General features: G+C 68.5%; 29 protein-coding genes. 10 read left to right on the top strand and 19 right to left on the bottom strand.

Annotated features, from left to right (window positions below):
• The first annotated feature begins 2 nt into the window (after nt 1–2).
• From METFAM1_RS0110335 to METFAM1_RS0110360, 6 genes are all read left to right on the top strand, one after another.
• On the top strand, nt 3–944 hold the full coding sequence (locus METFAM1_RS0110335) for a U32 family peptidase (protein ID WP_019919540.1): 942 nt from the start codon (nt 3–5) through the stop codon (nt 942–944).
• Nucleotides 941–1,381 (top strand): ubiquinone anaerobic biosynthesis accessory factor UbiT, encoded by a 441-nt coding sequence (ubiT, locus tag METFAM1_RS0110340; protein WP_019919541.1) that lies wholly within the window; start codon nt 941–943, stop codon nt 1,379–1,381. The genes METFAM1_RS0110335 and ubiT overlap by 4 nt, the downstream gene beginning before the upstream one ends.
• A gap of 16 nt (nt 1,382–1,397) precedes the next feature.
• A complete protein-coding gene (locus tag METFAM1_RS0110345; protein ID WP_019919542.1) occupies nt 1,398–2,093 on the top strand; it encodes a carbonic anhydrase in 696 nt (231 codons plus the stop codon).
• 14 nt (nt 2,094–2,107) lie between these two features.
• Nucleotides 2,108–2,494 (top strand): hypothetical protein, encoded by a 387-nt coding sequence (locus tag METFAM1_RS0110350; RefSeq protein WP_019919543.1) that lies wholly within the window; start codon nt 2,108–2,110, stop codon nt 2,492–2,494.
• Nucleotides 2,495–2,824: 330 nt separating this feature from the next.
• Nucleotides 2,825–4,810, top strand: coding sequence for a pyrroloquinoline quinone-dependent dehydrogenase (locus METFAM1_RS0110355; protein ID WP_232419727.1), 1,986 nt, complete (start codon nt 2,825–2,827; stop codon nt 4,808–4,810).
• A gap of 87 nt (nt 4,811–4,897) precedes the next feature.
• Nucleotides 4,898–5,266 carry a c-type cytochrome gene (locus METFAM1_RS0110360; RefSeq protein WP_019919545.1) on the top strand — a complete coding sequence of 123 codons (369 nt, stop codon included), beginning with the start codon at nt 4,898–4,900 and terminating at the stop codon, nt 5,264–5,266.
• A gap of 19 nt (nt 5,267–5,285) precedes the next feature.
• Here METFAM1_RS0110360 and METFAM1_RS0110365 read toward each other — a convergent pair whose 3' ends face one another.
• From METFAM1_RS0110365 to METFAM1_RS0110375, 3 genes are all read right to left on the bottom strand, one after another.
• Nucleotides 5,286–6,083 (bottom strand): PEP-CTERM sorting domain-containing protein, encoded by a 798-nt coding sequence (locus METFAM1_RS0110365; protein ID WP_019919546.1) that lies wholly within the window; start codon nt 6,081–6,083, stop codon nt 5,286–5,288.
• 136 nt (nt 6,084–6,219) lie between these two features.
• Nucleotides 6,220–7,677: an amidase gene (locus tag METFAM1_RS0110370; protein WP_019919547.1), complete on the bottom strand. Its 1,458-nt coding sequence runs from the start codon at nt 7,675–7,677 to the stop codon at nt 6,220–6,222.
• 12 nt (nt 7,678–7,689) lie between these two features.
• Nucleotides 7,690–8,484 (bottom strand): hypothetical protein, encoded by a 795-nt coding sequence (locus METFAM1_RS0110375; protein WP_019919548.1) that lies wholly within the window; start codon nt 8,482–8,484, stop codon nt 7,690–7,692.
• A 123-nt stretch (nt 8,485–8,607) separates the two neighbouring features.
• Here METFAM1_RS0110375 and METFAM1_RS0110380 point away from each other — a divergent pair, with 123 nt between their 5' ends.
• The gene (locus tag METFAM1_RS0110380) at nt 8,608–8,997 is read left to right on the top strand and encodes a TraR/DksA family transcriptional regulator (protein WP_019919549.1); all 390 of its coding nucleotides are present in this window, start codon (nt 8,608–8,610) and stop codon (nt 8,995–8,997) included.
• Nucleotides 8,998–9,464: 467 nt separating this feature from the next.
• A complete protein-coding gene (gene trxC, locus METFAM1_RS0110385) occupies nt 9,465–9,890 on the top strand; it encodes a thioredoxin TrxC (protein ID WP_019919550.1) in 426 nt (141 codons plus the stop codon).
• Between the two features lie 225 nt (nt 9,891–10,115).
• On the opposite strand, the gene METFAM1_RS0110390 is transcribed toward trxC, so the two are convergent.
• The 3 genes from METFAM1_RS0110390 to METFAM1_RS0110400 all read right to left on the bottom strand — a co-directional run bounded on the left by METFAM1_RS0110390 (nt 10,116) and on the right by METFAM1_RS0110400 (nt 11,959).
• On the bottom strand, nt 10,116–10,565 hold the full coding sequence (locus tag METFAM1_RS0110390) for a GNAT family N-acetyltransferase (RefSeq protein ID WP_019919551.1): 450 nt from the start codon (nt 10,563–10,565) through the stop codon (nt 10,116–10,118).
• Nucleotides 10,566–10,616: 51 nt separating this feature from the next.
• The gene (locus tag METFAM1_RS0110395; protein ID WP_019919552.1) at nt 10,617–10,850 is read right to left on the bottom strand and encodes a DUF1653 domain-containing protein; all 234 of its coding nucleotides are present in this window, start codon (nt 10,848–10,850) and stop codon (nt 10,617–10,619) included.
• A gap of 131 nt (nt 10,851–10,981) precedes the next feature.
• A complete protein-coding gene (locus tag METFAM1_RS0110400; RefSeq protein WP_019919553.1) occupies nt 10,982–11,959 on the bottom strand; it encodes a PEP-CTERM sorting domain-containing protein in 978 nt (325 codons plus the stop codon).
• 385 nt (nt 11,960–12,344) lie between these two features.
• On the opposite strand from METFAM1_RS0110400, the gene METFAM1_RS0110405 reads away from it, so the two are divergent.
• Together METFAM1_RS0110405 and METFAM1_RS0110410 are read left to right on the top strand one after the other, a co-directional pair.
• Nucleotides 12,345–12,614 (top strand): CopG family ribbon-helix-helix protein, encoded by a 270-nt coding sequence (locus METFAM1_RS0110405; RefSeq protein ID WP_024300628.1) that lies wholly within the window; start codon nt 12,345–12,347, stop codon nt 12,612–12,614.
• On the top strand, nt 12,611–12,889 hold the full coding sequence (locus tag METFAM1_RS0110410; RefSeq protein ID WP_024300629.1) for a type II toxin-antitoxin system RelE/ParE family toxin: 279 nt from the start codon (nt 12,611–12,613) through the stop codon (nt 12,887–12,889). The genes METFAM1_RS0110405 and METFAM1_RS0110410 overlap by 4 nt, the downstream gene beginning before the upstream one ends.
• Before the next feature lie 173 nt (nt 12,890–13,062).
• Here METFAM1_RS0110410 and METFAM1_RS0110415 read toward each other — a convergent pair whose 3' ends face one another.
• The 13 genes from METFAM1_RS0110415 to METFAM1_RS0110475 all read right to left on the bottom strand — a co-directional run bounded on the left by METFAM1_RS0110415 (nt 13,063) and on the right by METFAM1_RS0110475 (nt 23,678).
• The gene (locus tag METFAM1_RS0110415; RefSeq protein WP_019919556.1) at nt 13,063–13,938 is read right to left on the bottom strand and encodes a Rossmann-like domain-containing protein; all 876 of its coding nucleotides are present in this window, start codon (nt 13,936–13,938) and stop codon (nt 13,063–13,065) included.
• On the bottom strand, nt 13,935–15,545 hold the full coding sequence (locus tag METFAM1_RS0110420; protein ID WP_019919557.1) for a VWA domain-containing protein: 1,611 nt from the start codon (nt 15,543–15,545) through the stop codon (nt 13,935–13,937). The genes METFAM1_RS0110415 and METFAM1_RS0110420 overlap by 4 nt, the downstream gene beginning before the upstream one ends.
• Nucleotides 15,542–16,993 (bottom strand): AAA family ATPase, encoded by a 1,452-nt coding sequence (locus METFAM1_RS0110425; protein WP_019919558.1) that lies wholly within the window; start codon nt 16,991–16,993, stop codon nt 15,542–15,544. Before METFAM1_RS0110425 ends, METFAM1_RS0110420 begins: the two co-directional genes overlap by 4 nt.
• Nucleotides 16,994–17,012: 19 nt before the next feature.
• Nucleotides 17,013–17,669 carry a 5-formyltetrahydrofolate cyclo-ligase gene (locus METFAM1_RS0110430; protein WP_019919559.1) on the bottom strand — a complete coding sequence of 219 codons (657 nt, stop codon included), beginning with the start codon at nt 17,667–17,669 and terminating at the stop codon, nt 17,013–17,015.
• Entirely contained in the window at nt 17,666–18,748 is a 1,083-nt protein-coding gene (locus METFAM1_RS0110435) for a DUF8744 domain-containing protein (RefSeq protein WP_019919560.1), read from the bottom strand. The genes METFAM1_RS0110430 and METFAM1_RS0110435 overlap by 4 nt, the downstream gene beginning before the upstream one ends.
• Nucleotides 18,745–19,149 carry a hypothetical protein gene (locus METFAM1_RS0110440; protein ID WP_019919561.1) on the bottom strand — a complete coding sequence of 135 codons (405 nt, stop codon included), beginning with the start codon at nt 19,147–19,149 and terminating at the stop codon, nt 18,745–18,747. The genes METFAM1_RS0110435 and METFAM1_RS0110440 overlap by 4 nt, the downstream gene beginning before the upstream one ends.
• 30 nt (nt 19,150–19,179) lie before the next feature.
• Nucleotides 19,180–19,491 carry a metal-sulfur cluster assembly factor gene (locus tag METFAM1_RS0110445; RefSeq protein ID WP_019919562.1) on the bottom strand — a complete coding sequence of 104 codons (312 nt, stop codon included), beginning with the start codon at nt 19,489–19,491 and terminating at the stop codon, nt 19,180–19,182.
• Nucleotides 19,488–19,928: an RrF2 family transcriptional regulator gene (locus METFAM1_RS0110450; protein ID WP_019919563.1), complete on the bottom strand. Its 441-nt coding sequence runs from the start codon at nt 19,926–19,928 to the stop codon at nt 19,488–19,490. Before METFAM1_RS0110450 ends, METFAM1_RS0110445 begins: the two co-directional genes overlap by 4 nt.
• A 2-nt stretch (nt 19,929–19,930) precedes the next feature.
• Nucleotides 19,931–21,166 carry an NnrS family protein gene (locus METFAM1_RS0110455; RefSeq protein WP_019919564.1) on the bottom strand — a complete coding sequence of 412 codons (1,236 nt, stop codon included), beginning with the start codon at nt 21,164–21,166 and terminating at the stop codon, nt 19,931–19,933.
• Nucleotides 21,167–21,261: 95 nt separating this feature from the next.
• The gene (locus tag METFAM1_RS0110460) at nt 21,262–21,591 is read right to left on the bottom strand and encodes a hypothetical protein (protein WP_019919565.1); all 330 of its coding nucleotides are present in this window, start codon (nt 21,589–21,591) and stop codon (nt 21,262–21,264) included.
• A gap of 300 nt (nt 21,592–21,891) precedes the next feature.
• On the bottom strand, nt 21,892–22,611 hold the full coding sequence (locus METFAM1_RS0110465) for a flagellar brake protein (protein ID WP_019919566.1): 720 nt from the start codon (nt 22,609–22,611) through the stop codon (nt 21,892–21,894).
• 136 nt (nt 22,612–22,747) lie between these two features.
• Nucleotides 22,748–23,218 carry a GlcG/HbpS family heme-binding protein gene (locus tag METFAM1_RS0110470; protein ID WP_019919567.1) on the bottom strand — a complete coding sequence of 157 codons (471 nt, stop codon included), beginning with the start codon at nt 23,216–23,218 and terminating at the stop codon, nt 22,748–22,750.
• A gap of 31 nt (nt 23,219–23,249) precedes the next feature.
• On the bottom strand, nt 23,250–23,678 hold the full coding sequence (locus METFAM1_RS0110475) for a c-type cytochrome (RefSeq protein WP_019919568.1): 429 nt from the start codon (nt 23,676–23,678) through the stop codon (nt 23,250–23,252).
• Between the last annotated feature and the right edge of the window lie 57 nt (nt 23,679–23,735).

Consider the following 23,735-nt stretch of genomic DNA (forward strand, 5'->3'; position numbering starts at 1 on the left):
CGATGAACACACAGATGAACGCCCGCATCGCACTGACCGTCGGCCCGGTGCTGTATTACTGGCCGCGCCGCACGCTGCTCGATTTCTACGCCGAAGTCGCCGAGTCACCCGCCGACACCGTGGTGCTCGGCGAAGTCGTGTGCAGCCGCCGCCATGAAATGAAGACCGAGGACTGGCTGGCCCTCGCGCGCGAGCTCGCCACCTGCGGCAAGGAAATCGTGCTGGCCAGTCAGGCATTGCTCGAATCGGCTGCCGACCTGCGCGCACTGCACCGCTGGGCCGACCAGACCGAATTCCTGGTCGAAGCGGGCGACGCCTCGGCGCTGCGCGCACTGGCTGGCCGACCCTTCGTGCTCGGCCCGCACATCAACGTCTACAGCCAGCCGGCGCTGCGCGAGCATGCCGCACTCGGCGCCATCCGCTGGGTGGCACCGGTCGAACTTGCGCTGGACGCGCTGGCGCTGATCAATCCGCCGGCCGCACCGGTGACCGGCGGACCGGCGAACGACACGCCGGTCGCCACCGAGGTATTCGCCTTCGGCCGCCTGCCGCTGGCTTTCTCGGCACGCTGCTTCACTGCGCGCCATTTCCACCTGAGCAAGGACCAGTGCGGCTTCCGCTGCATCGAGCATCCGGACGGCCTGCTGCTCGATACCACCGAACAGCAGCACTTCCTCGCCTTGAATGGCATACAGACGCAGTCGGCGGCGCAGCACTGCCTGATCGCCGACGCGCCGGCACTGCGCGCCGCTGGCGTCACGCGCGCACGGCTGTCACCGACCTCGCGCGACTTCGCCACCGTGCTCGACCTGTTCGAACGCACTTACAACGGCCAGGCCGACGCCGCTGAAGCCGCCGCTGCGCTCGAAGCGCTGAGCCTGCCCGGCGGCCTGGTCAATGGTTACGCCCACCGCCGCCCCGGACTGGAAAGGATGCCCGCATGAACACCTCGTTCCCGATCAGGCTGCCGGCACTGCCGCCGCCGCCCGCCGCACTGCGCAGGCTGATCGCCCGCCTGCCGATACAGCCACCCTCGCTGCTGCTCGCCGCGGCACTGAACCGCGTGCTGCGTCCGCGCCTGCCGGCCGACGCGGCGCTCGAACTTGCCGACCACACGGTGGAGATCGAGGTACGCGACTTCGGTCTGCGCTGCCGCCTCGCGCTGCGCGACGGCCGCTTCCGCAGCGCGCCCGATCACGGCCCGGTCGCGCTGCGCATCGCCGCTGACAGCGCCAGCTACCTGCGCCTGCTGCGCGGCGACGACGACGCCGACCGCCTGTTCTTCGAACGCGCGCTGGTGATGGAGGGCGACACCGAGTACGGCCTGCTGCTGAAGAACACGCTGGACGCCATCGGCCCGCTGCTGCACCGCGCCGTCTGAACCGGAGGACATCGCCATGCCCGACGAACTGCTCGCCCGCCTGCGCCGCTTCCACGAGCACACCTTTCCCGGCGTGCAGGAACAGTTCCAGGATCTGGTGCGCGACGGCCAGCACCCGACCATCCTGTTCATCGGCTGCTCCGATTCGCGCCTGGTGCCCTATCTGCTGACCGGCACCGGTCCGGGTGAGCTGTTCATCGTGCGCAACGTCGGCGCCTTCGTACCGCCCTACGACGGCGGCACGCAGCGCGGCGAACTGGCCGGCTTCCACGGCACGGCCGCAGCGATCGAGTACGCGGTGCTCAATCTGAAGGTCGCCCACATCGTCGTCTGCGGCCACAGCCACTGCGGCGGCGTGCGCGCGCTGTACGAAGGCGTCGGGCCGGACGCGCCCAATCTGAACGCCTGGCTGGACCTCGGGCGCGAAGCGGTGCTGCCAGTGCAGCTCACCGACGAGGCGCTGCGCCGTACCGAACAGCGCGCCGTCGTGCTGCAGCTCGAAAGGCTGATGGACTACCCCATGGTGCGTCGTCAGGTCGACGCCGGGCAGCTCGCGCTGCACGGCTGGCACTATGTGATCGAGGAAGGCGAGGTGCATGTGTTCGACGTGCACCGCGGCGCCTTCGTACCGGCGTCGAGCGCCGACCACAGCGGCACCGGTCCCTTCCTGCCCTTCGCCAGCGACGACATCAGCCCGGTGGATGCGTGGTGAGTCATACTCGTGCCATGCCCACGCACGACCTGCCCCACGACTTCGCGCCGAGCAACCGCCGCGATTTTCCCGGCCGCCGCTGGCTGCTGGTTGCGCTGCGCTCGCTGCATCTGGTCGGCGTCGTGCTGGTGGGCAGCGCACTGCTGACCGGCCACGACGAATACCGCCGCGGCGCCGCCGCGCTGATGCTGGCGACCGGCCTCGGCCTCTATGGCATCGAGGTGTGGAGCAAGCCGCGCCACGCAGTCGAACTGGCCGGGCTGTTCATTCCGCTCAAACTGCTCGGCGTCGCCGCAATGATCACGCTGCCGCAGTTCGCCGCCGGCCTGTTCTGGGTGCTGCTGATCGCCTCGTCGGTCGTATCGCACGCGCCGGCGCACTTCCGCCACCTGCGTTTCTGACACCGGCCGCTTCGCGAGCAGACCACCCGGCTTCCGGTGGGAGGCCGATCGCGACTGGCGGACCGTGCCTGAGCGTGGGTCACGCCAGCCCCCCCTGCACGACCTGTCCAGCGCTGAGACGTCGCACGCCCGCGCGAGACACCCGTCTCCGTTGCGACCCCGAAAAGCGGTACACCCGTATCCCGCTGGCGATTATCCCGGACCATGCCGGGCGCATTTCCCGGGTTTCCATCGGCACCGATCTTGCGTCGTCCTGGCACGCAGCGGCAGACCGCCGTTGCGTTCCACAGACGAACACAACGAACTCGATTGGAGAGAGGAAACATGGCGATGCTGAATTCCGCGGGCGCTTTTCCCCGCGCAGCCAGGAAGACACTGTGGCTGTCCATCATGCTCGGCGCAGCCCCGCTGGCGATGGCCGCTGCGGGCGACGGCAACTGGACCGAGTACAACGGCGACAAGGCCGGCTCGCGCTATCTGGCCGGCGGCAAGGTGAACGCACAGAGCGTGAAGTCGATGAAGGTGGCCTGGCGCTGGGCCATGCCGGACAACAAGATATGGCAGGACAACGCCGAACTGCGCACCTGGGTGAACCAGTCGACGCCGCTGGCGATCGACGGCGTGCTGTACTCCAGCTCGCCGATGGCGATGGTGTCGGCGATCGACGGCAAAACCGGCAAGACCTTGTGGACCTACGACCCCAAGGCCTATATCGAAGGCACGCCGCCCAATCTGGGCTTCATCAGCCGCGGCCTGTCCTACTGGGCGAACGGTGAGGACAAGCGCATCCTGGTCGGCACCGGCGACGGCTACCTGATCGCGCTCAACGCGAAGACCGGCAAGCCGATCGAGTCCTGGGGCGACAAGGGCCGCATCGACATGACCAAGGGCCTGCGTCGCTTCGTCGACCGTTCGCTCGTTGCCCTCACTTCGCCACCCATCGTGTGCGGCAACACCATCGTGCCCAGTCTGGCTGTGCTCGATTCCTTCGCCGTCGGTCGCGCGCCGATGAAGAACCATCCGCCGGGCGACATCCAGGCCTTCGACATCCGCAGCGGCAAGCGTGTGTGGCATTTCGAACAGCCGCCGCAGGAAGGCCAGCCGGGCAACGAAACCTGGGAAGACGGTTCGTGGAAAACCACCGGCTCGGCAAACATGTGGGCGCGCCCGAGCTGCGACGAGGAACTGGGCCTGGTCTATCTGCCCTTCTCGACGCCGACCAATGACTTCTACGGCGGCCACCGCAAGGGCAACGGCCTGTTCGGCGAGTCGGTGGTGGCGCTCAACGCGAAGACCGGCAAGATCGCCTGGTACCAGCAGATCGTCCACCACGGCCTGTGGGACTACGACCTGCCGACCGCGCCGAACCTGATGGACCTCACCGTCAACGGCAAGAAGGTGAAGGCGCTGGCGCAGGTGACCAAACAGGGCTTCGTGTTCACATTCGACCGCAGCACCGGTGCGCCGGTATGGCCGATCACCGAAAAGCCGGTGCCGCAATCTACGGTGCCGGGCGAACGGTCCTCGCTCACGCAACCTTTCCCCAGCCTGCCCGCGCCCTTCGTGCAGCAGGGCGTCACCGAGGACGACCTGATCGACCTGACGCCGCAACTGAAGGAAGAGGCGAAGAAAATCCTGTCGCGCTACAACTACGGCCCGCTGTACACGCCGCCGACCATCGACAAGGCCGGCACGCTGCAGGTGCCGGGCGTACTTGGCGGCGCCAGCTGGGCCGGTGCCGCGCACAACCCGAAGACCAATGTGCTGTACGTGCCGTCCTTCACCATTCCCTTCGGAATCAAGCTGAAGAAGGAGAACGAAGGCGTGTACGACTACACCGGCACCTGGGCCGGCGTCGGCGGTCCGCAAGGTCTGCCGCTGTTCAAGCCCCCCTTCTCCACCGTCACCGCGATCGACATGAACACCGGCAAGCACCTGTGGCGCGTGCCGGCCGGCAAGGGCCCGGTCGATCACCCGGCGATCAAGGACCTGAAGCTGGATCGCGTCGGCGTGCCGCGCGAGAGCTTCATCGCGCTGACCGACGACGTGCTCTTTCTGGCACCGGAAGGTACGAACTCGGTGATCGGCCTGTCGTCGCGCGGCAATGCGCTGATCACGCAGGCGACCGCGGAAGAGAAGGAACCCTTCCTGTACGCGCACGACGCGCGCACCGGTGACGTGCTCGGCGAAGTGAAGCTGCCGGGTGCCGCCTTCGGCGCGCTGATGACCTATCGCGCCGGCGGCAAGCAGTACGTCGTGGTGCCGATCGGTGGCGCCGGCCTGCCGGCCGAGCTGGTGGCCGTCCAGGTCGATTGAGGCAGGACGCGGCAAGCCTGCGTCCGGACCGTGCCGCGCCGACGCGCGGCACGGTCATCAAGAACACGCACTACCCGGAACGGATCAATGGATATACGGAAACTCACCTTCGCAGCCCTGATGAGCTGCATGGCTTCGGCGATGGCCTTCAACGCCGTACTGCCGGACAAGGCCGCGGAAGGCGCGGCACCCGCCGGCCCCGCCCCCTTCGACCTCGCCGACCCGGCCCGCATCAAGGCCGGCCAGGGCCGCTTCCAGTCCACCTGCGCCGACTACTGCCACGGCCACAAGCCGGCGCTGTTTGTCGACCGCGAGGGGCTGGAAGCGGAATACGTATTCAACACCATCCGCGACGGCGGCAAGGGCGCAACGCCGATGCCGCCCTGGGGCGAAGTGTTCACGCAGGAAGAGATCTGGGAACTGGTGGCCTACATCAAGTCCATCGGCAAGTGGTAGACCGCCGTCCCCGGGTGCTTCAGGCGCGGCGACGGGCCGCCGCCGCGATCACGCCGAGGCCGGCCAGCATCAGCACGACCGCCGACGGCTCCGGCACCGCCGGCAGCGGCGGCAGCTCGCCGACCTGATCGCCGTCGAGCTCGATGTCGTACAGCCGGATCGACGCCACGCGGCCGTCGGCGAATTCGCCCTGACCGCCGCCCACGAGGTTGTCGGCGAAGAAGTGGATCAGGCGCGACGGGTTGGCTGCCGCGTAGGCGCTGAAATTCATCGAGGTCGAACTCAGCGTGAACTGGAAGATGCCGTCCATATAGCCGGTCACCGTGTCGTTGCCGTTGTTGGTCAGCGTGACGCGGTGGTATTCGCCATAGGTGAAGGGCGTCGGGCCGTCGCCGCTGGGCCACACCTCCAGGCGCTGGCCCGGATCGATGTAGAGCGCGTTGTCGCTCTGCCGGTTGGACACGCCGAAAATGTTCTCCCAGCTCGCCGTGTCGGCTTCGAACTGGAACACGATGTCGACGGAATAGGCGTCGTCGGCATCGAGCAGCCCGCTGCTGTCGACGAACAGGCCGGCCTGCTGGCTGGGCGTGGCGTTGCCGTCGAAGCGGTACACCCAGCGCGATTCGCCGAATACGGTGTCCATCATGAAACCGCTGGTCGCCAGCGGATCGATGACGGACAGTGCAGGCTTTCCGGCTTCATCGGCGGCCAGCGTGTTGTTGAAGTTCCAGGTCGCCACCGCGGTCGGTGCAGCGGCCTGGGCCAGCGATGCCGCGCTCAGCAGCACGGTCGTCGCGGTCAGGGCAAGCAGTCTCATTTCGTCAGCCTTTCGGATATCGGTCACTCGACAGCGGCTGACAGCAAAATCGGGGCCATCCAGACAGATCCTTGTTTCTTCGAGGAAATGACAGGCGGGCGTTGCCGCGGTGTCAGATATGCCGACAGGCAGGCCGTCAGGCGTGGTCGAGCAGGCGCGGCGGCGGCGGACATCCGCCCAGCACCCGCTCGATCGCCACGCAGGTCACCAGCAGCGCTTCGTCCTGCCAGCGTCGGCCGACGCACTGCAAGCCGACCGGCAGGCCGTCCTCGACACCGGCGGGCAGCACGACCACCGGACTGCCGGTCAGCGAAAACGGCGTCACCATGCCGATGGCACCCTCGACGAAGGGCAGGTGGGCGTCGTCGACCGGAATGTCGGGCGGGCGGCGCCACCACACCAGTTCGGACTGCGGATAGGCGGTGGTCGGCGCGACCGGGCACAGCCAGATGTCCCAGCTGTCGAGGAAGCTTTCAAGCGCGTGAACCATGCGGTCGCGCCGGTTCAGCGCACGGTTGTATCGCTGCGCGTCCAGCGCCAGCCCCTGCACGAAGGCGTGCGCGATCGGCTGGTCGCGCGTGACGAAGCGGCCCATCACGGCGATCAGCCGACGTGCCAGCGCCGGCATGCCGAGCCCGATCTCGGTGCCGGCGAGCCAGCCGTAGGCCTGCCAGGCCTTGATCACGTCGAAACCTTCCGGGCAGCGCCGCTCGACGACGCAGCCGGCGGCTTGAAGCGCCGTCACCGTTTGCGCCAGTGCGGCACGCGTGCGGCGGCACAGCGGCAGGCCGCCGAACTCGTCCCACCACGCGATGCGCAGCGGCCGGGTCAGCGGCGGCGCCGGCTGTATCGGCAGGCGCGGCACTTCGACATCGAGCCCGTCCGGGCCGGCCAGCACCGCCAGCGCGGTCTGCAGGTCGGCGACTGACGGCGCCAGCGCGCCGAAGGACAGCAGGTGGCGCACGCTGCGCCGTCCGCCCGGCAGATGCGGAATGTGGCCACTGCGCGGAATTCGGTTCTCGGTCGCCTTCAGCCCGGCCACGCCGCAGCAGGCAGCGGGTAGGCGGATCGAGCCGCCGATGTCGCTGCCCGGATCGATGTACGAAAAGCCCATCGCCACGGCGGCCGCGCTGCCACCGGAACTGCCGCCTGGAGTGAGCGCCAGGTCCCAGGGATTACGCGTGGGGCCGAACAGAGGGCTCCAGCACTGCGGCGTAGCCGCCAGTTCCGGCAGATTGGTCTTGCCGACCAGCACCGCGCCGGCCGCCTTCAGCCGCGCGACGACGGTCGCGTCGGTCGCGGGCACGTGCTGCGCCAGCGGCGGATGGCTGGCGGTGGTGCGCAAGCCGGCGGTCTCGAATGCATCCTTCACCGTCATCGGCACGCCGAGCAGCGGCGGCAGCTCGCCACCTGCCGCACGCCGCGCATCGGCGGCGCGCGCAGCGGCGTATGCGCCGGCCTCGTCCAGTGTGACCACCGCATTGATGTCAGCGTTGTGCCGACGGATGCGCGCGAGGCAGACCTCCAGCTCGTCGACGGCCGTGCTGTCGCCGCGTGCGATGCGGGCAGCGACGTCGAGTGCGGAGTCGGTCATGGCAGGGCCTGGTCAGCGCGCATTCGCGTACGCGATCACATCGCCGACCGAGCGTGCATCCGGCGCGTAGACGCTCATCGCGAAACCGGTCACGCCGAGGAAGAACGCCGTCAGTGCAAAGGGCAACGCCGTGCGCCGGCAGGCCGTCGCCAGCCAGTGCGGGCGATCGGTCGCCTTCAGGTGACGGTACAACGAGCAGGCGAGCACACCATCGAGCAGCAGTTCGGCAAACAGCACCGGCGCGGCATACACGATGTACAGCGACGCCAGCGCCATGCCCAGCAGCAAGGCCAGCACGACGAGCGGAATCGCCAGTTCGTCTGCGTCGACGGACGAGCCGGCTTCACGCACGACCGAGGGCAGCGCGTCGTTGTCGATGAGGCTTGACGACGACGCGTCGTCGAAGGATCCGCCCGCGCCGCCTCCGCCGAACTTGCCACCGTTGCCGCTGAAACTGGCACCGTCACCGGAACAGGACGATGCGCCGGACAGGTCGGGCACGTCGACATAGTCCTCCGTTCGCGTGTGCAGCCACAGCCAGAGCAGCCCCAGAAACACCAGATAGGCAAAGCCGAGCGCCAGCGGATAGCGCAGCGCCATGCTGTCGACCCCGGCACGCAACAGCGCAAAGGACGCCACCAGACCGGCCCCATCCGTAAACGCCACGATCACCATCATCTGCAGGCGCGGCCAGGACTCGCTTTCGATGCGGTGCTTCAGTCGCGCCAGCAGGACGGAACGGGAGTCGGAGAACTTATGGCGCATGGCGAAGGTGAAGGCGGGACAGATGCCGTGACGATAGCGCATCCGGATGGATGATTCCGGAATGGCCGTCGGCCGCCGTGCAGGACGATGTGACCGGCGCCATTGACACCGATCAACGCCGCGCGCGCGCGCCGGTGACAGCATGGATGCAAGGAGGACGACACCATGAGCACCCCGCTTACCCAGGCCGACCGCGAACAGCTGGAACGCCGTCTGCGCGCGCGCCACGACGCACTGACCGCCCACATCCAGGCACAGCTTGCCGGCCGCACACGGGCCGAACACGCGCGCGAAGTACTGCTGCAGGACGGCGACGACGCGCCACAGCGCAGCGCCGACCGTGAGATCGATCTGGCGATGACCGATCTCGAAACGGTCGAACTGGCCGCGCTCGACGCCGCGCTGCAGCGTCTGGACGACGGTCACTACGGTACGTGCGCCGAATGCGGCACCGACATCCCACTCGCCCGGCTGCAGGCGGAACCGCAGGCCGCGCTGTGCGTCGGCTGTCAGGGCGCCCGCGAACGGGGGCGCCCGCACGCGGCCAGCCTCTGAGGCGCACGCTCTGACCGATGACGGCCGCCCCGTGCGAGCGGCCCTGTCCGCGACGCCGCCGCACGCGCTTCGACGCAGGCGGCCGGCCTTGATCAAGGCCGCTGTCGGGGTCAGAAGACCCCTCCCACAGAGTCCTGATTCAGGCCCAGGCGCGGACCGAGCGCATCCCCCTGTGGGAGCGGTCTTCTGACCGCGACGCGGCCTCCGCTGTCCGCGGGCTCCGATACCGGCCATTGTCGGGGTCAGCGGCCCCCTCCCACAGAGTCCTGATTCAGACCCAGGTCGCGGATCGGGCGCATCCCCTTGTGGGAGCGGTCTTCTGACCGCGACGCGGCCGCCGCAGCCCACCGGCTTCGATACAGGCCGCGGTCGGGGGCTGAAGTCCCTTCCCACAGAAGCACCTCCGGACTTGGATTCACCGGCGCCAACCCCATCTGACCGTCGACATCCTTCCGGGGAGCAACACCATGCATGTCGTCTGTCCGCAGTGCAGCGCCACCAACCGCATTCCCGACGAGCGCCTGGGCGACGGCCCGGTCTGCGCGCGCTGCAAGGCGCCGCTGCTCGAAGCTGAGCCATTCGCGCTCGGCGACGCGAACTTCGACGCCTATGTCGGCCGCACCGAATTGCCGGTCGTTGTCGATTTCTGGGCCGACTGGTGCGGCCCCTGCCGCATGATGGCGCCACAGTTCGAAGCCGCCGCACGCCAGTTGCCGCAGGTGCGCTTTGCCAAGGTGGATACCGAAGCCGCGCGGCAGACCGCCGCGCGTTTTGCCATCCGCAGCATTCCGACGCTGATGCTGTTCCGCGACGGCGTCGAAGTCGCCCGACAGGCGGGCGCGATGAGCGCCGCCGACATCGTGCGCTGGGTGCAGTCGCACGCACGCGGCTAGAAGATCACCCGCTCCGGTGCCCGCCTTCCTAAAGGAACGGCGGTCAGGGACTCCGATTCAGGCCGCTATCGCGAGCAAGCTTGCTCCCACAAAGTGCTCGCTTACTGCCGCCGGGGAGGCGCCGTTTTGTGGGAGCAAGCTTGGTCGCGATGCGGCATTGGCTGGCCGTCGCTTTCGATCCGGGACGGGATCGCGAGCACGCTCACTCCGACAACGACACAGCCCTCAGCCGTCCACGCGACGCATCGGCAGCATGTCCGACGCGACGAAACCATGTCGCGCGTAGAAGCGCTGCGCATCGGCATTGACGCGGTCGGTCAGCAGGGTGATGCGCGGACAGCGCTGGACGCGTGCAAAGTCGATCGCGACGGTCAGCAGCGCACTGCCCACACCGGCGCCGCGCGCGGACGGCGCGACCACCATGTCCTCCAGCAGCACGACGCGTTCACCGAGCGCGGTCGATACGGTGAACAGCAGATTCACCATGCCGACGATTTCGCCGTCGCGTCGCGCGACCAGCACGCTGCCGACGCGCGGGTCGCTGACGATCATCGCCAGCCCGCGCGCCTGGGCGGTGGTGTCCGGCGTGAATTCGGCTTCCTGCGCGAACAGCGCGGACAGCAGTCCGCACAGTGCGGGTATGTCGGCGGGTGTAGCGGTATCGATCTGCATCATGCGGGCTCCTGGAATACAGCCCGCATGATGACCGGATTCCGGCCGGACGATCTAGTCCGGCAGCCGCTCGAACCGCAGCTGCGGCACGCCGTCGATCTCGACCAGCCCGACAAACATGTCATACGGCCTCACCCACAGGCCGGAATCGTTGTACAGCGGCCGGTACAGCACCATGGGCTCCAGCGTTTCGCTGTGGCGGACGACGCCGACGACTTCGTACTCGCCGCCCTTGTAGTGGCGGTAGCGGCCGGACGCGATGGTCGGGAGCGGCGACAGATCACTCATCGTATTGGGCCGACCTGAGTCGATTTGGAGGTGACGGGCGGGATACTACTGCGACGCGCAGGCGGGCATCCAGGCGGTGCATACGCCGGATGCACCGCCCGTTTCTCCATCCAGATCGTGCGTTTCCCGGCTCAGCCGCGCCGGCGACGGCGCGCGGCCAGACCCGTGAGACCAAGTCCGGCGAGCAGCATCGCGTACGAAGACGGTTCAGGCACCGCCAGCACGGCCACGCCGCGCACCTGCGACGGGCTGAACGGCTGCTCGGGATCATAGATTTCCTGCGCGCGCAGGATTTCCGCCGCGCCGCTGCCATCCAGCCCCATGCTGAAGATGCGGCCCGCGCCCAGGGTCTGCGTGCCACCGGGCAGCGTGGTCACACCATTGAGCGCTGACACGTAGATGGTGTCGTCGGTCACGTCGATGCCATTCAGGAAACCGAGGCCGCTGGCCAGCGTGGTCAGACCGCTGCCGTCGAGGTTGGCGCGCTTGACGAAGCCGTCGGTCGTGGTCAGGTAGATGTAGCCACCGGTGACTTCGAAGTCGTAGGAATTCACGCCAGTGAGCAGCGTCTGCGCGCCCGAGCCATCGAGATTCGAGCGCATCAGGCGGTTCGACGTGCCGACCTGGCTCCAGAACACGCTGTCGGCCGTCACGTCGATCGCGAATGGCGAGCTCAGGCCGCTGAGCACGGTCGCCGCCGGCGGAAAGTTCAGCGACAGATCCAGCCTCAGGATGTCGCCCGAGTTCTGCCGCGTCACATAGAGCATGCCACCCTGCACATCGACGTCGTAGGCGCCGGCGATGTTGTAGGTCTTGAATTCGGTGCCGTCCGGCAGCATGGACACGACGCGGTTCAGCTGCTGGTCCGGCCACCACAGGCGACCACCGACGAACTCGACGCCATTCGGCCCCTTCACGCGGGTCTGGTCGGTCACCAGCGCGCTCGACGCGCCACCCGGCACGGTCGCGGTATTGATCGAACCGACGAAAGTAAAGGCCGGCGTGAAACGTTGAAAGGTTTCCGACCACACCAGCGGGTCGGCCGCGACGGCGGCGAAGCTGCTACAGGACAGCGCAAACGCGAGGAGGTGACGACCCCGTTTTTTCATTTTTGGTGATCTCCGGATCAGTGCGGCGAAGGATTCTTCGCCCGGCGAGTCGGAGCAAAAGACATTCCTTCGCGCATGAAGCGCCGAAGGGGTGGTGGTGGCAGGCAGAAAGGCCGCAAATCGCAGGAGACGGCGCAGAGACCGGCCAGAGCACAAGACACCTTTCCGCTCAGCCACTTGGCGCCGCCGGACATAGGCTCTCAGCCGCCCGCCCATGCATTGCGCGTAGATCGCTATCGAACCGGCGTCGAGAAATCTGCCCGGTCGTGCGCCGGGCGCCAGACGCCCTTGCACGCCGACGGTGCCAGGTGCAAAGAAATCCGACAGGGGATGGACAAGAGCCCCGGTCGGGACTAACTTGATTGAAAGTGATTGGGAGTGATTCATGGCTTCAGCAGACACCCGAGTGATGACCGCTCACCTGCCGGTTGCGCTGGCGGAGCAGGTGGACGAATTGGCGGCGCGACTTGAGCGTTCGCGCGGCTGGGTGGTGAAGCAGGCCCTTGCCGCCTACGTCGAGCGCGAAACGGAGCGCTACCGCCTGACGCTGGAAGCGATGGCAGACGTGGATGCGGGGAACGCAGTAAGCCACGACGACGTGAAGGCCTGGGCGGCGACCCTCGGCACGGATCTGTCCGGAAAACTGCCTGAATGACCCTCAGATGGACGCGCGCAGCGCTCGGTGATCTGCAACGGCTGCACGCTTTCCTTCGGCCAGTGAATCCGGAGGCCGCGGCCCGCGTGATTCAGCGTCTGAGCGCGGGTCCGGACCTGCTTCAGACCCAGCCGCGCATCGGCACGAAGCTGCCCGAATTTGAACCGCGCGAAGTACGCTACATCCTCATCGGCGACTACGAACTGCGCTATGAAATCACTGCCGATCAGACAGTCTGGATATTGCGCGTATGGCACACGCGCGAGTTTCGTTGACGTACAGCCTGTCGTTGGCGTGATCGCAACCCGCCGATAACCAGATTGGACGAAGCGCAAGCCTGGCAATCGTCGGGACGGCTCGCACAATCCCTCAACACAGCGCCTGATTGATCAGCAGGAATGACGGGCGCCAACGGAAGGTCCAGCCTCCGCTCGGGCAAAGACAGACCTCATCCGCCCACCCGCTCCAGCAACACCTCGAACCCCGGCCACCCCTCCTTCGTCAGCGCGAACTTGCTGGTCGACTTGCGACCCTTGCGGTTGTCCTTGTCGCCCGACTTGAGCCCGTCGATGAAGGCTGCGCGGTCCTCGACCCAGCTGCCGCCGAGCAGCGTGACGCCGCGGGCGAACAGGGCGTCGGGCAGGCAGCCGGCGCTGGGGCCGACCATGGCGAACCAGCGGGCGGCGCGGCAGTGGGCGAGCATGCGGTCCAGCGTGTCGTTGAGCAGCAGCGTGCTGGTGGACAGCACCTTGCCGCAGTTTTCGAGCGCCGCCGCGTCGGTGGTGACGCGCCAGCCCTCTCGCTCGCCGACCGCACTTTCGTCGAGTTCGACCACGGTGAGCCGGGCGCCAGCGGCGACGATGCGCTCCACCAGCGGGCCGAACAGGCCGATCATGCCGATGGTCTCCCCCGGATGCGGGTCCATCTGGCCGATCGAATCGCTGCTGCCGTCCGGCCGGTAGCCGGCGCGATCGAACAGGCAGCGCGTGATCGCGTTGGCGCAGACGAAGCCCAGCGTGCGATCGACGCCCTGCCCGCTCACGTAACGGCGTGCCAGTGCCAGCGCGTCGGCGCCCTTCAGGTCATCGAGGCCGGGGCCGCTGCGCAGGCGCTCAAGTGTGTCGTCGAGCAGCACGTATGAGAGGCCGATGCTGCCGTCCTCCAGTTCGAGCGCGCAGAACTCGCCCCGTGCGTGGCCGCTCTGGCCGTCGCGACAGGGTTCGTCCGGCCGAGACGGCGGCAGGTGCAGCGCGCGCACGCGTGGCAGCGGCATGCGCTCGGCGATGCGTTCGATCTGGGCGAGGTAGTCGGTGGCGAAGCTCATGATGTCGGGTCGTCGGACGAAGGTTCGGGTGGCAACAGGTCGGCCGGCAGCGGCTGGCCGCGTCGCAGGCCGGCGCGCACGGCGGCCGACGCGATTTCGCCGCTGACCGTGGCGTCGCGGTTCTCGGCGGTGCGCAGCGCGCCCGGAAAGTAGAGCGCGGTGAGGCGGTGGGTATGCACCGGCGAATCGCCGCCACGCGCGCCGTCGCCGTAGCGGCGCCAGTCGCGCACCGGGTGGATGTGGTCGGCCACTTCGAGGAAGCCTATCGTTTCGCGGTCGCCGATCAGCACGCCCTGCACGCGCAGGCCGAGCGCGCGCTTGGCGTCGTCGAGCCGGGCAACCAGCTCGGGCGTGGCGCCGAATTCGCCGTCGGAGGCGATCAGCAGGTCGGCCATCTGCCAGGCCGCCTGTTCGAGGCAGGCGATGGATTTTTCCAGCGGGCCGCAGATGTCGGTGCCGCCCTTAAAGCCCTGGCCGAGGAAGTGGATGAGCCGGCCGATGCCGTCGGCGTCGACGCCGATCTGCATGTCCACCACCTCACCCGCACCGCCGAAGGCGAACACGTGGCAGGCGCGGCCCTGCGTGTGCGCCGTGCGCACCGCTTCGAGCACGACGGCCTTGGCGACTTCGCCGGCGCCACCCTGCATCGAGCCGGAAGTGTCGACGCAGACCAGCAACGGCCCCATTTCCAGCCGCCGGTCCGGCTGAGGATCGGGCCGCGGCCGCAGCACCGGCGCGTCGATGTGGCGCACCTCGGTCATGCGGTCGTCGTCCTCGTAGCACAGCAGCGTGCGCTCGGCGCGGCGGGCGTGCCACACCAGGCGCAGCGCCGGATGGCCGAGCAGCACCGATTCGGCCGGCAGCATGCGGGCGATGCGGTCGGCGCGATGCACGCCGCGCGTCTCGCCCGGCATGTCGGGCACGCGCACGGTGCGCTGTTCGGTTCGGCGCGCGATCGCGCTGTCCATCACCTCGACCTGACTGCGACTGGCGTCGTCGCGTTCTTCGGATGGCCGCGCGCGGCCGAGCCGGCGTATGCATTCGGCCAGTTCGGGCAGCCGTTCGAGCAGGCGGCGGATGCGCAGCACCTCGCGCCAGCCTTCGGATTTCAGCAGCCCGGGCAGCAGGTCCCAGCGCGCGTTCTTGCCGTCGTCCGGCAGCTTGCCGAACACCTCCATCAATTCGTCCATCTGCCCGCGACGGTTCTGCCAGTCGGAACCGAAAGCCTCGATCGCCATCCGCGCGGCGCGCGCGTCGGTCGCGCCGCGGTCGCGGTAATCGGGGATGAAGTCGAGATGGAACAGCAGGCTCTGCACGACCACGTCGCTCAGTTCCTGGCGGCCGGTGCAGTAGGCCGGCAGATCGAGTTCGGCGAAGGTTTCGCACAGTGCGGCAACCAGTTCGGGCGTCGGCCAGCACCAATCGACGGCCGGCGGCACGCGGCCGCCGATCAGCGCGCTGCGCAGCGCCACCAGCGCCGCCAGTCGCGGTTCAAGCCTCCCCTGCGCCTGCGTAAGCGCCCCCAGCCACAGCGTGCGCGGCAGCGCGTCGAGTGCGGCCAGCCGCGCTTCGCGCGACTGGAACAGCAGCGGCGTCTGCGTGCTCACACCAGCGGCTCGTGCGTGACCGGCTCCGGCACGTCGGCGTAGCGCGCCGCCTCGTCGGCCGACAGCCGCGGCAGGTTCTCGAAACCGCGGCGCGCGTCGCGCGCACGCTCGGCCAGTTCGGCGATCAGCGCAGCGGTCGCCGCAAGATGGGCATCGACGCGGGCAAGCAGCGCTTCGTCCAGCCACAGCGTGCGGGCGCGGGTGGCGGCGAGACTGGCGCGTTCGGCCGCCAGTTCTTCCGCGTAAGCGGCGATGCGCGCGAGCAGATCGTCGATCTGCGCGGTGCGCGCGGCGATGTGCGCCGGGCCGTAGCGACGGCGGCGGCTGTAGCTCATGCGCAGCGCTCCCGCGCCGCCCTTGGCGTCGCCGATCTCGCCCGCCAGCTCCTCGGCCTTCTCGGTACCGGCTTCCGACGGCGAAAAACGCAGCCGGCCGGATTCGTCGTAGTCGAGGTCATTGGCGTTCTGCTCGGTTTCGAGCTGGGCCTGGAAGGCCTGCACGACGCGTGTGAGCCGCGGTGGCGCGAAGGCTTCGCGCACACCGAGACGCGCGTGCAGCCAGTCGGCGACCTCGGCCTGGCGTTCTGCGTCGGGCGCGACGCAGGCGGGCAGCAGCAGCAGGTCCCACAGTCCGACTTCGGCACGGCCTTCGGCGGCGGCGGCCACACGCAGCAGCCACACCGTCTTCACCCAGCGGCGGTCCGATACGTAAGTGCCCTGCTCCACCATCTGCGCGCGCAGGTCGGCCAGCACGCCGACCACGCGCTGCGGCAGCACGATCTCGTGCGCGGCCAGCGACACCGCGCCGAGATCCTCGTCGCCGAGCGTCAGCGCTTCCTCGGGCGGCGTCCATTCGTCGGCGCAGCCCGCTTCGAGCAGCGCGGCGAAGCCGTCGGCGCTGACGCGGCCGACCGGCACACGCAGCAGGAAGCGGTCGAAGAAGGCTTCGCCCACCTCGTCGTCCGGCACTTCGTTGGTGGCGCCGATCACGCTGACCAGCGGACACAGCTGGCGGCCGGCGCCGTTATCAAACTCGCGCTCGTTCAGCAGTGTCAGCAGCGCGTTCAGGATGGCGCTGTTGGCCTTGAACACCTCGTCGATGAAGGCGATGGTGGCGTCCGGCAGGAAACCGTCGGTGTGGCGCTCGTAGCGGTCCTCCTCGAGCGCGCGGATGGACAGCGGGCCGAACAGTTCTTCCGGCACCGAAAAGCGGGTGAGCAGGCGCTCGAAGTAGCGGGCGTCGCGGAAGGCGCGGTGCAGCCGGCGCGCCAGTTCGCTCTTGGCCGTGCCCGGCGGGCCGATCAGCAGCGTGTGCTCGCCGGCCAGCGCGGCCAGCAGCGCGAGCCGCACGACGTGGCGGCGCTCGACCAGACCGTGTTCGAGGGTGGCGAGCAGTTCAGCCAGACGCGACACGAAGGGCGAGTCAGCGGCGACAGCAGGGGCAGACATCGGTGTAGGTCTCCGTTGTTCAGCGCAGGATGCGACTGGCGACCAGCGCGTGCGCGCGCTGTGCACAGGCTTCGACGTCGATCTCGTGCAGACCGTCGTCGCCGACTTCGAAAATGCCCGCTTCGGTCACGATGAAATCCATCGGTATGTCGTGCGGCTGCGGATGGATGGTGGGCATGCGTGACAGTTCGAAGGCCACACCTATCTTCAGCGGCTGCACGGTGCAGGCGGCCAGCGTGCGGTCGAAGAAGCCGCCGCCGTAGCCGAGGCGGTAGCCGCGCGCGTCGAAGCCGACCGGCGGAATCAGCAGCGCGTGCGGCTGCACGACATTGGTGTCGTCCGGCACCGGCAGGTCGTACACGCCGGGCGTCGTCGCCACGCCGGGCCACCATTCGCGGAACACCAGTGGCGTCTTCGGCTCCACCACTTCGGGCAGCGCACCGCGTGCGCCCTGCACACGCAGCGAACGCAGCAGATGGCGCGAATCGAATTCGCCGCGGAAGGGCCAGCAGAAGCCGACCGTCATGTGCTGCAGCAGCGGAAAGCCGGCTTCGAGATAGCCGGTGATTTCGACATTGCGCGCCATGCGCTGTGCCGGATCGACCGCCTCGCGCTCGGCCAGCAAGCGCTGCCGCTCGGCACGCCGCCAGGCGGCCAGGTTGTCCGGGGTGCTCATGCAGGCATCTCCTTCCTGTGTGAAGCTGCGCTCACCGCGCGCAGCATGACGACGGCAAACAGCAGGATGGCCAGCGCGTGACCGGCGCCGGCGACCATCAGTGCATCATGCCGCCCGACGCCCACCGCGACAATGCGCAACGCCAGACTGGCCGCAAGCAGCCACAGCGGCAGGCGCGCCAGACCGCTGTAGGCCGGGCGCAGCCGCAACAGCGCCGGCAGGATGATGGGCGCGTGACCGAACACCATGGCGAACACGAAACCGAGCAGCACCGCGTGCAGTCCGGTCGCGGCGACCGCAGCGGCGTCAACCGACAGTTCCCCGTACAGCCCGAGCAGCGCGCCCACCAGCAGCCACAGATAACCTACAGTCAGGCACTGGGCCGTATGACCCGGCCAGCCGGCGGCGCGCCAGGCGCGCGGCGCGATGTCCCAGCCCAGCAGCCAGACAGCCAGCAGCGCGCAGCCCGTCCACAGCGAGAAGGGCAGCAATCCGCTGACACCGAGCGCAATCAGCAGCACTGCGGCGACGAACAGCCGGCGCGCCAGCGGCGGCAGGCGCACCATCTGCGTCAGCTCACGGCGCTCGCCAGCGATGGTGAGCACGAGGAAGCCGACGCCACCGCGGGTCAGCGCGCCGAGGTCGCCGTGCAGCATCCACAGCAGCAGACCGATCAGCCAGCATGCAGCGCCGCCCGCTTCGACCAGCAGATGCAGCGACCAGGCACGGGTGACGCCCGCATAGATATAGAGGGCGACAAGGCCGGCCGCGGCGGCTGCCCAGCAGACCTGGGCCAGCGGCAGCAGCACCGGCACCTGCGCCAGCACGCCACCGATGCCTGCCAGCAGCGGCGCCAGCAGGCCGGCCAGTCGCTGCAGCGCCACCGCGCGTTCGAGCGCGATCAGCGTGCCGAAGAAAGCGCACACCATCAGCGCGCCATGCACCGGCGCCGGCATCAGAGGCAGCGGCAATCCGAGGCGCGCCAGCCCGCCGGTCATGCCGGACAACAAGGCGAACGCAGCCAGCAGCGCGCAGGCGGCGACCGCCCTGCCCCGCAGCGGCGAGCGCACTGACGTCATCCCAGCCGCACCGCCCGGCCGTGGCGGTCTATCGGCATCAGGCCATCGAGCCGGCCGGCCTTGACCGATTCGACCATGCGGTCGAGTGCGCGATCGACGTCGGCACTGGCCGGCGGCTGACCGCCGCGTCCGGACAGCGCGGCGACGAAGGCGATGGCCCAGTCGGGCGCGAACAGGCGCGACTCCTCGACCAGCGCGGCGAAGTCCTGCAGTTCGTGCGGCGACTTGTCGACGCAGACCTGGGGCACCAGCGCGCCGCCCTGCCCCGCCTCGAAGCGGGCGCGCTCGGTGGCGGTGGCGCCGTCCGGCAGTTCGGCGCGGGCAAACACCAGCAGCAGGCGCTGCGGCTCGGCTTGCTGGCGGGCGGCGGCGAGCAGGTCATCGAAGGTGGCAATCTGCATGCGGAAGGCTCCGTGAATGTTGGCTGTCGGTTACCAGCCGAAGCGTAGCTGCAATGCCGGACTCATGCGGCCCGGATGCCACTCGGTGTCCCAGTCGAACTCAACGTGCACCACCCAGCCGGGCGGGCAGGCGGCGCGCAGCGCGGCGGTTGCGTCCTCGATCAGCACCTCGCCCATCGGGCAGGTGGCGCTGGTCGGAATGAGCACGACGTCCACGCGGCCGTCACCGATGTCGATGTGCTTGAGCAGACCGAGATCGACGATGCTCTCCGCCAGCTCCGGGTCGGGCACGGTGTGCAGCGCGGCTCGCAGTGCGTCTATGGTCGGAATGTTCGATGTCATGACACCCTCCTGAGCGATGCGACGGCAACGGGCGTCTGCGCCAGCAGGTCGGCCAGCGTATGACCGTCGAGATGGGCGAGAAAGGCCTGCAGCGCACCATCGACGATGGCGGTGAGCCGGCAGCGCCCGTCCAGCGTACAGCCGGTGCGCGGCGTGTCGGTCAGGCACTCGACCAGGCGGAAGTCCGGCTCGACGCTGCGCACCACCGCACCGAGGCGGATGTCGGCCGGCGCCTGCGCCAGCCGCATGCCGCCGCCCTTGCCGCGCACCGTATCGAGCCAGCCGGCGAGCGCGAGCTGGTGCGTCACCTTCATCAGGTGCGCTTCGGAAATGCCGTAGGCCTGCGCCACCTCGGCGATTGTGCACAGCCGCTCCGGATGCTGCCCCACGTGCATCAGCAGGCGCAGCGCGTAGTCGGTCATCGTCGTCAGGCGCATGTTCAGCTCCGGCGCGGCGTGATGGAGACCGCCTGAACCGCCGGCCCGGCGCGGTCCGGCCGCGGCCGGATCATCATCGGGAAGAAGCGCCACAGGTAGAGCGCGAAGGCGAGCGCCCATGCTGTCGCGGCCAGGTGCAGCAGGTGCACCGACGCGGCCGACGGCTGCAGTGCGGCCAGGCGCAGCACGACTGCGGCGATCACCAGCGCATAGGCCGCGACCATGCTGCGGTCGGTGTCCAGCGGCCGGCCGAGGTGACCGAGCGCGGTGCGCGTGATCATGCCGATGATGAGCACCGAAAAACCACCCATCGCGATCACATGCACGTGCAGTGCAGCCGGCGCCGGGCTGCCTGCGGCGTGCGCCGCCGCCAGCAGCAGACCGGCACCGAGCGATACGTAGCCGACGTACAGAATCCACAGCAACGGCTTGTGCAGTACGCGCCACGGCTTCCAGCTCGCCCACTGCACGAGCGTAATGCCACCGGCCGCCGCGAGCGCGGCGGCCTGCACCAGCGGCCAGCCGGCGAGCAGACCGAGCACCGCCAGCGCACTGGCGATCAACTGCGCCATGCCGCTTTTCAGATGAGTGGGCACGGTCAGGCCGGGCACTGCGCGCATGGCGAAGAAAGGAATGACGCGTCGTGCGACCAGCAGCGTGAGCAGCGCCATCACCAGCAGACCGGCATTGAAATGCTGCATCAGCGTCGCGTAGTCGCCGGCACGGGTGGCCATCAGGAAGGCGGCGTCGGTCATGCCAAGCGCCAGCAGCATGAAGGGCACGGCGTAGTTGCGGGTGTTGCGCGACAGCAGCACCGAGCGCCCGAGTGCCGCTGCGGCCAGCGCGAAGAAGGCGACGTCGGCCAGCGCACCGACCAGGAAGGCGGCGTCGCCCGGCAGCAGGAAGGCGGCGCGCGCCACCATCCAGGGCAGGCAGAGCGCGGCCAGCGCACGCCCTTCGATCGGGTTGATGCCAGTCCAGGCGCCGCCGGCGGTCATCAGGAAGCCGACCGCTATGGTGGCGACGAAGCCCCACAGCATTTCATGCGCGTGCCAGGCCAGGCCGCCCAACGTGCCACCCGCCCACTGCGGCGCGAATATCCACAACGCCACGGCAAGCAGTGCCCACAGCGCACCGGCCAGGTAGAGCGGGCGGAAGCCCATTTCGAGGAAGGCGTCGGCCGAAGGCGCGTGCGCCGGGCCGGTCGCCGGTTCGTCGATGGAAAGCAGGATGGCCATGTTCGCGGTCCGTCAGGTTGACGGCAGCAAACATATATCTTCGAGGAATCTTAAAACTTGATACAGGACAAGCCGGGCGTTGTCGCCCACCGGAATCAGCGGCTGGCGGAATCCTGTTCGCTGCGGATGACCTCACCCTCGATGATGCGACCGCCGCTCGCCGGCACGTCGCCGAAGGGCGTCTGCATAGGATTGTCCATCTGTTCGCGCATGCGCCGGCGCAGTTCCCGCGTCTTCCACCACATGAAGCCCCAGAACAGCAGGCCGCCGACCACCGCCACCGCGACGATCACCACCGAGAACATGAGCCCGAGCACCAGCAGGCCGCCCGCGGCAATAAGCGCGAACAGCTTGCCGAAGAAGCCCTTGGGCTGGAGGTGGATCTGACGGCCGTGCAGGCGCCGGGAGGATGGATCGGTGTACATGCGTGGGCGCCCCTGTCTGTGCGAACTGTCGATATGGGGCTGACCGCAGGCGCTTGCAAGGGTTCGCCGCGATGGCCCGAGGCGCGGGGTCAGAGGTCCTGCTGTGGGAGGGGTCTTCTGGCCCCGACAGCGGCCTGTATTGAAGCCCGCGGACTGCAGACGCCGCGTCGCGGTCAGAAGACCGCTCCCACAGGGGTGGGCGCGCGATCCACGATCTGAGCCTGGGGCCGGGGTTCTGTGGGAGGGGTCTTCTGACCCCGACAGCGGCCGGGACCAGAACCTGCAGCCGGAGGGCTGCGACTACAGCCGCCGGTGCGGCTGCTCCACCAGGTTCTGATAGACGTAGCTCTTCAGGAACACCGAGGTCTGCGCGTTGATGTCGTCGAACTCGACGCCATAAGCAGGTTCGCCGGTGTCGGGGATCTCGTGACGGTTGCGGATATGGCCTCCGACGACGACACGGGTGCGCACCTTGTGGATGTCCAGTATCAGCTCCAGCGACACTTTGTCGCCCACCTCGCGCCCCGGCTGCCACACGCGCACTTCGGCGCCGGTGGCACTGAGGTTGGTGACCACGGTGGGCACCGGCTCGTCGGCGTCCATCACGCGCGCCGTGATCGACGTGGCGATGCGCTCGGCATTGCGGATCTGCCGCATCGAAATGCGGCGCGGGAATTCGAGATGCAGGTATTCGAAGGGGCGCACCGAACGTTTGCCGACGACGGTGCTGAAACCATAGGCGTGGCGACCGGAGAAGGCGCGCACGCTGATGGTGTCACCTTCGATCGGGGGGCCGGCCCAGGGACGCGTATCCGGCATCGTCACCAGCACGCTCAGCTCGTTCACCCAGCCGATCAGCTTGACCACGCCCGGCTGGTCGCCGAGCTTGGCCGGCGGTTCGATCACCATGCGGTCACCGACCTTGAGGCCGATGTCCTTGAACAGCACATCCTGCAGCGTGGTCGCGGCGTCGCCGGTCTTGACGGCGTCTTCGATGGGGCTGGTGGCTCTGGTGTTCATTGTTGTTCCGACACGGCATGAGGCGTTGATCGGCTACCCGAAACGGTCTTAACGATTCATCCGCGTGGAACTGAAGGGGCCGGAGGCCGCCGGCGCAAAAAAAATTTACATTTCACGCACCGGCGGGCCAGCGCCTTCAGAGCAGGTGCTTCGCCGCCTCCAGACCCTTCTGCGCGCACTCCTCGTCCTCCGCCTCGCTGCCACCGCTGACGCCGACGCCACCGATGTGCGCGCCCTTCGACGTCATGATGGGCAGGCCACCGATGATGGAAGTGGTGCGCGGCAGCACTTCCGCGCCCGGAATGCCCTTGGCCAGATCGCGGAACTGACGGGTGGACACCGGCAGGCTGGCCGAGGTGTCGGCCTTCAGTCGCGCGACCTGCACGCTGATCAGGATGCTGCCGTCCATCCGGCTGAAGTACTTCGGGTTGCCGGCGCTGTCATGCACCGCGGTGATCATGCGCCAGCCCTTGCCGGCGGCGTACTTCTCGCAGCCCTCGGCAATGGCCTTGGCGGTGGCCAGGTCGAGCGCCGGCTGCGCGGTCTGTGCGTATGCGCAGCCGGCCGCGAGGGCAAGGGCGAGCGCTGCGGTGATGCGTGCTTTCATATCGTGTTCTCCTTGTTGTGGTGTGACAGGCTCAGAACCAGTTTTCGTCGTCGGCCGCGTCGGCCTTCTTGTCGGCGATCTGCACGCGCTTCGCCTCCTCGCGCAGGAAAGCGATGATCTGGCGGATCTCTTCCGGCTTGAGCGCCGGGCCGAAGCCGCCCATCTGGGTGTTTGGCCGGCCTTCGGAAATGATCTTGAACATGTAGTCGTCGCTGTTCGCGCCACCCGGGCCCCAGGCGCCCTTGACCAGTTGCGGGCCCTTGCCGCCCTTGCCGCGCGAGTTGTGGCACTGCTGGCAGTTGCGACCGAACAGCTCCTCGCCTGCGCTGGCGTCGCTGGCGGCCGGCGTATTGCCGCCGCCGGGACCGCCCGGACCGAAGGCCGAAACCTGGGTGACGCCGAGCGTCAGCATGAGGGCCGCAACGCCGCGCGCGACCCTGCGTATCAGGGGGTAGGTCATCAAATGTGCTCCATCAGAAATGCGTGAAATCCGGCCGCACCGAACGCCAGCCGGACG

It is taken from the genome of Methyloversatilis discipulorum (assembly GCF_000527135.1).
Taxonomy (GTDB): Bacteria; Pseudomonadota; Gammaproteobacteria; order Burkholderiales; family Rhodocyclaceae; genus Methyloversatilis; species Methyloversatilis discipulorum.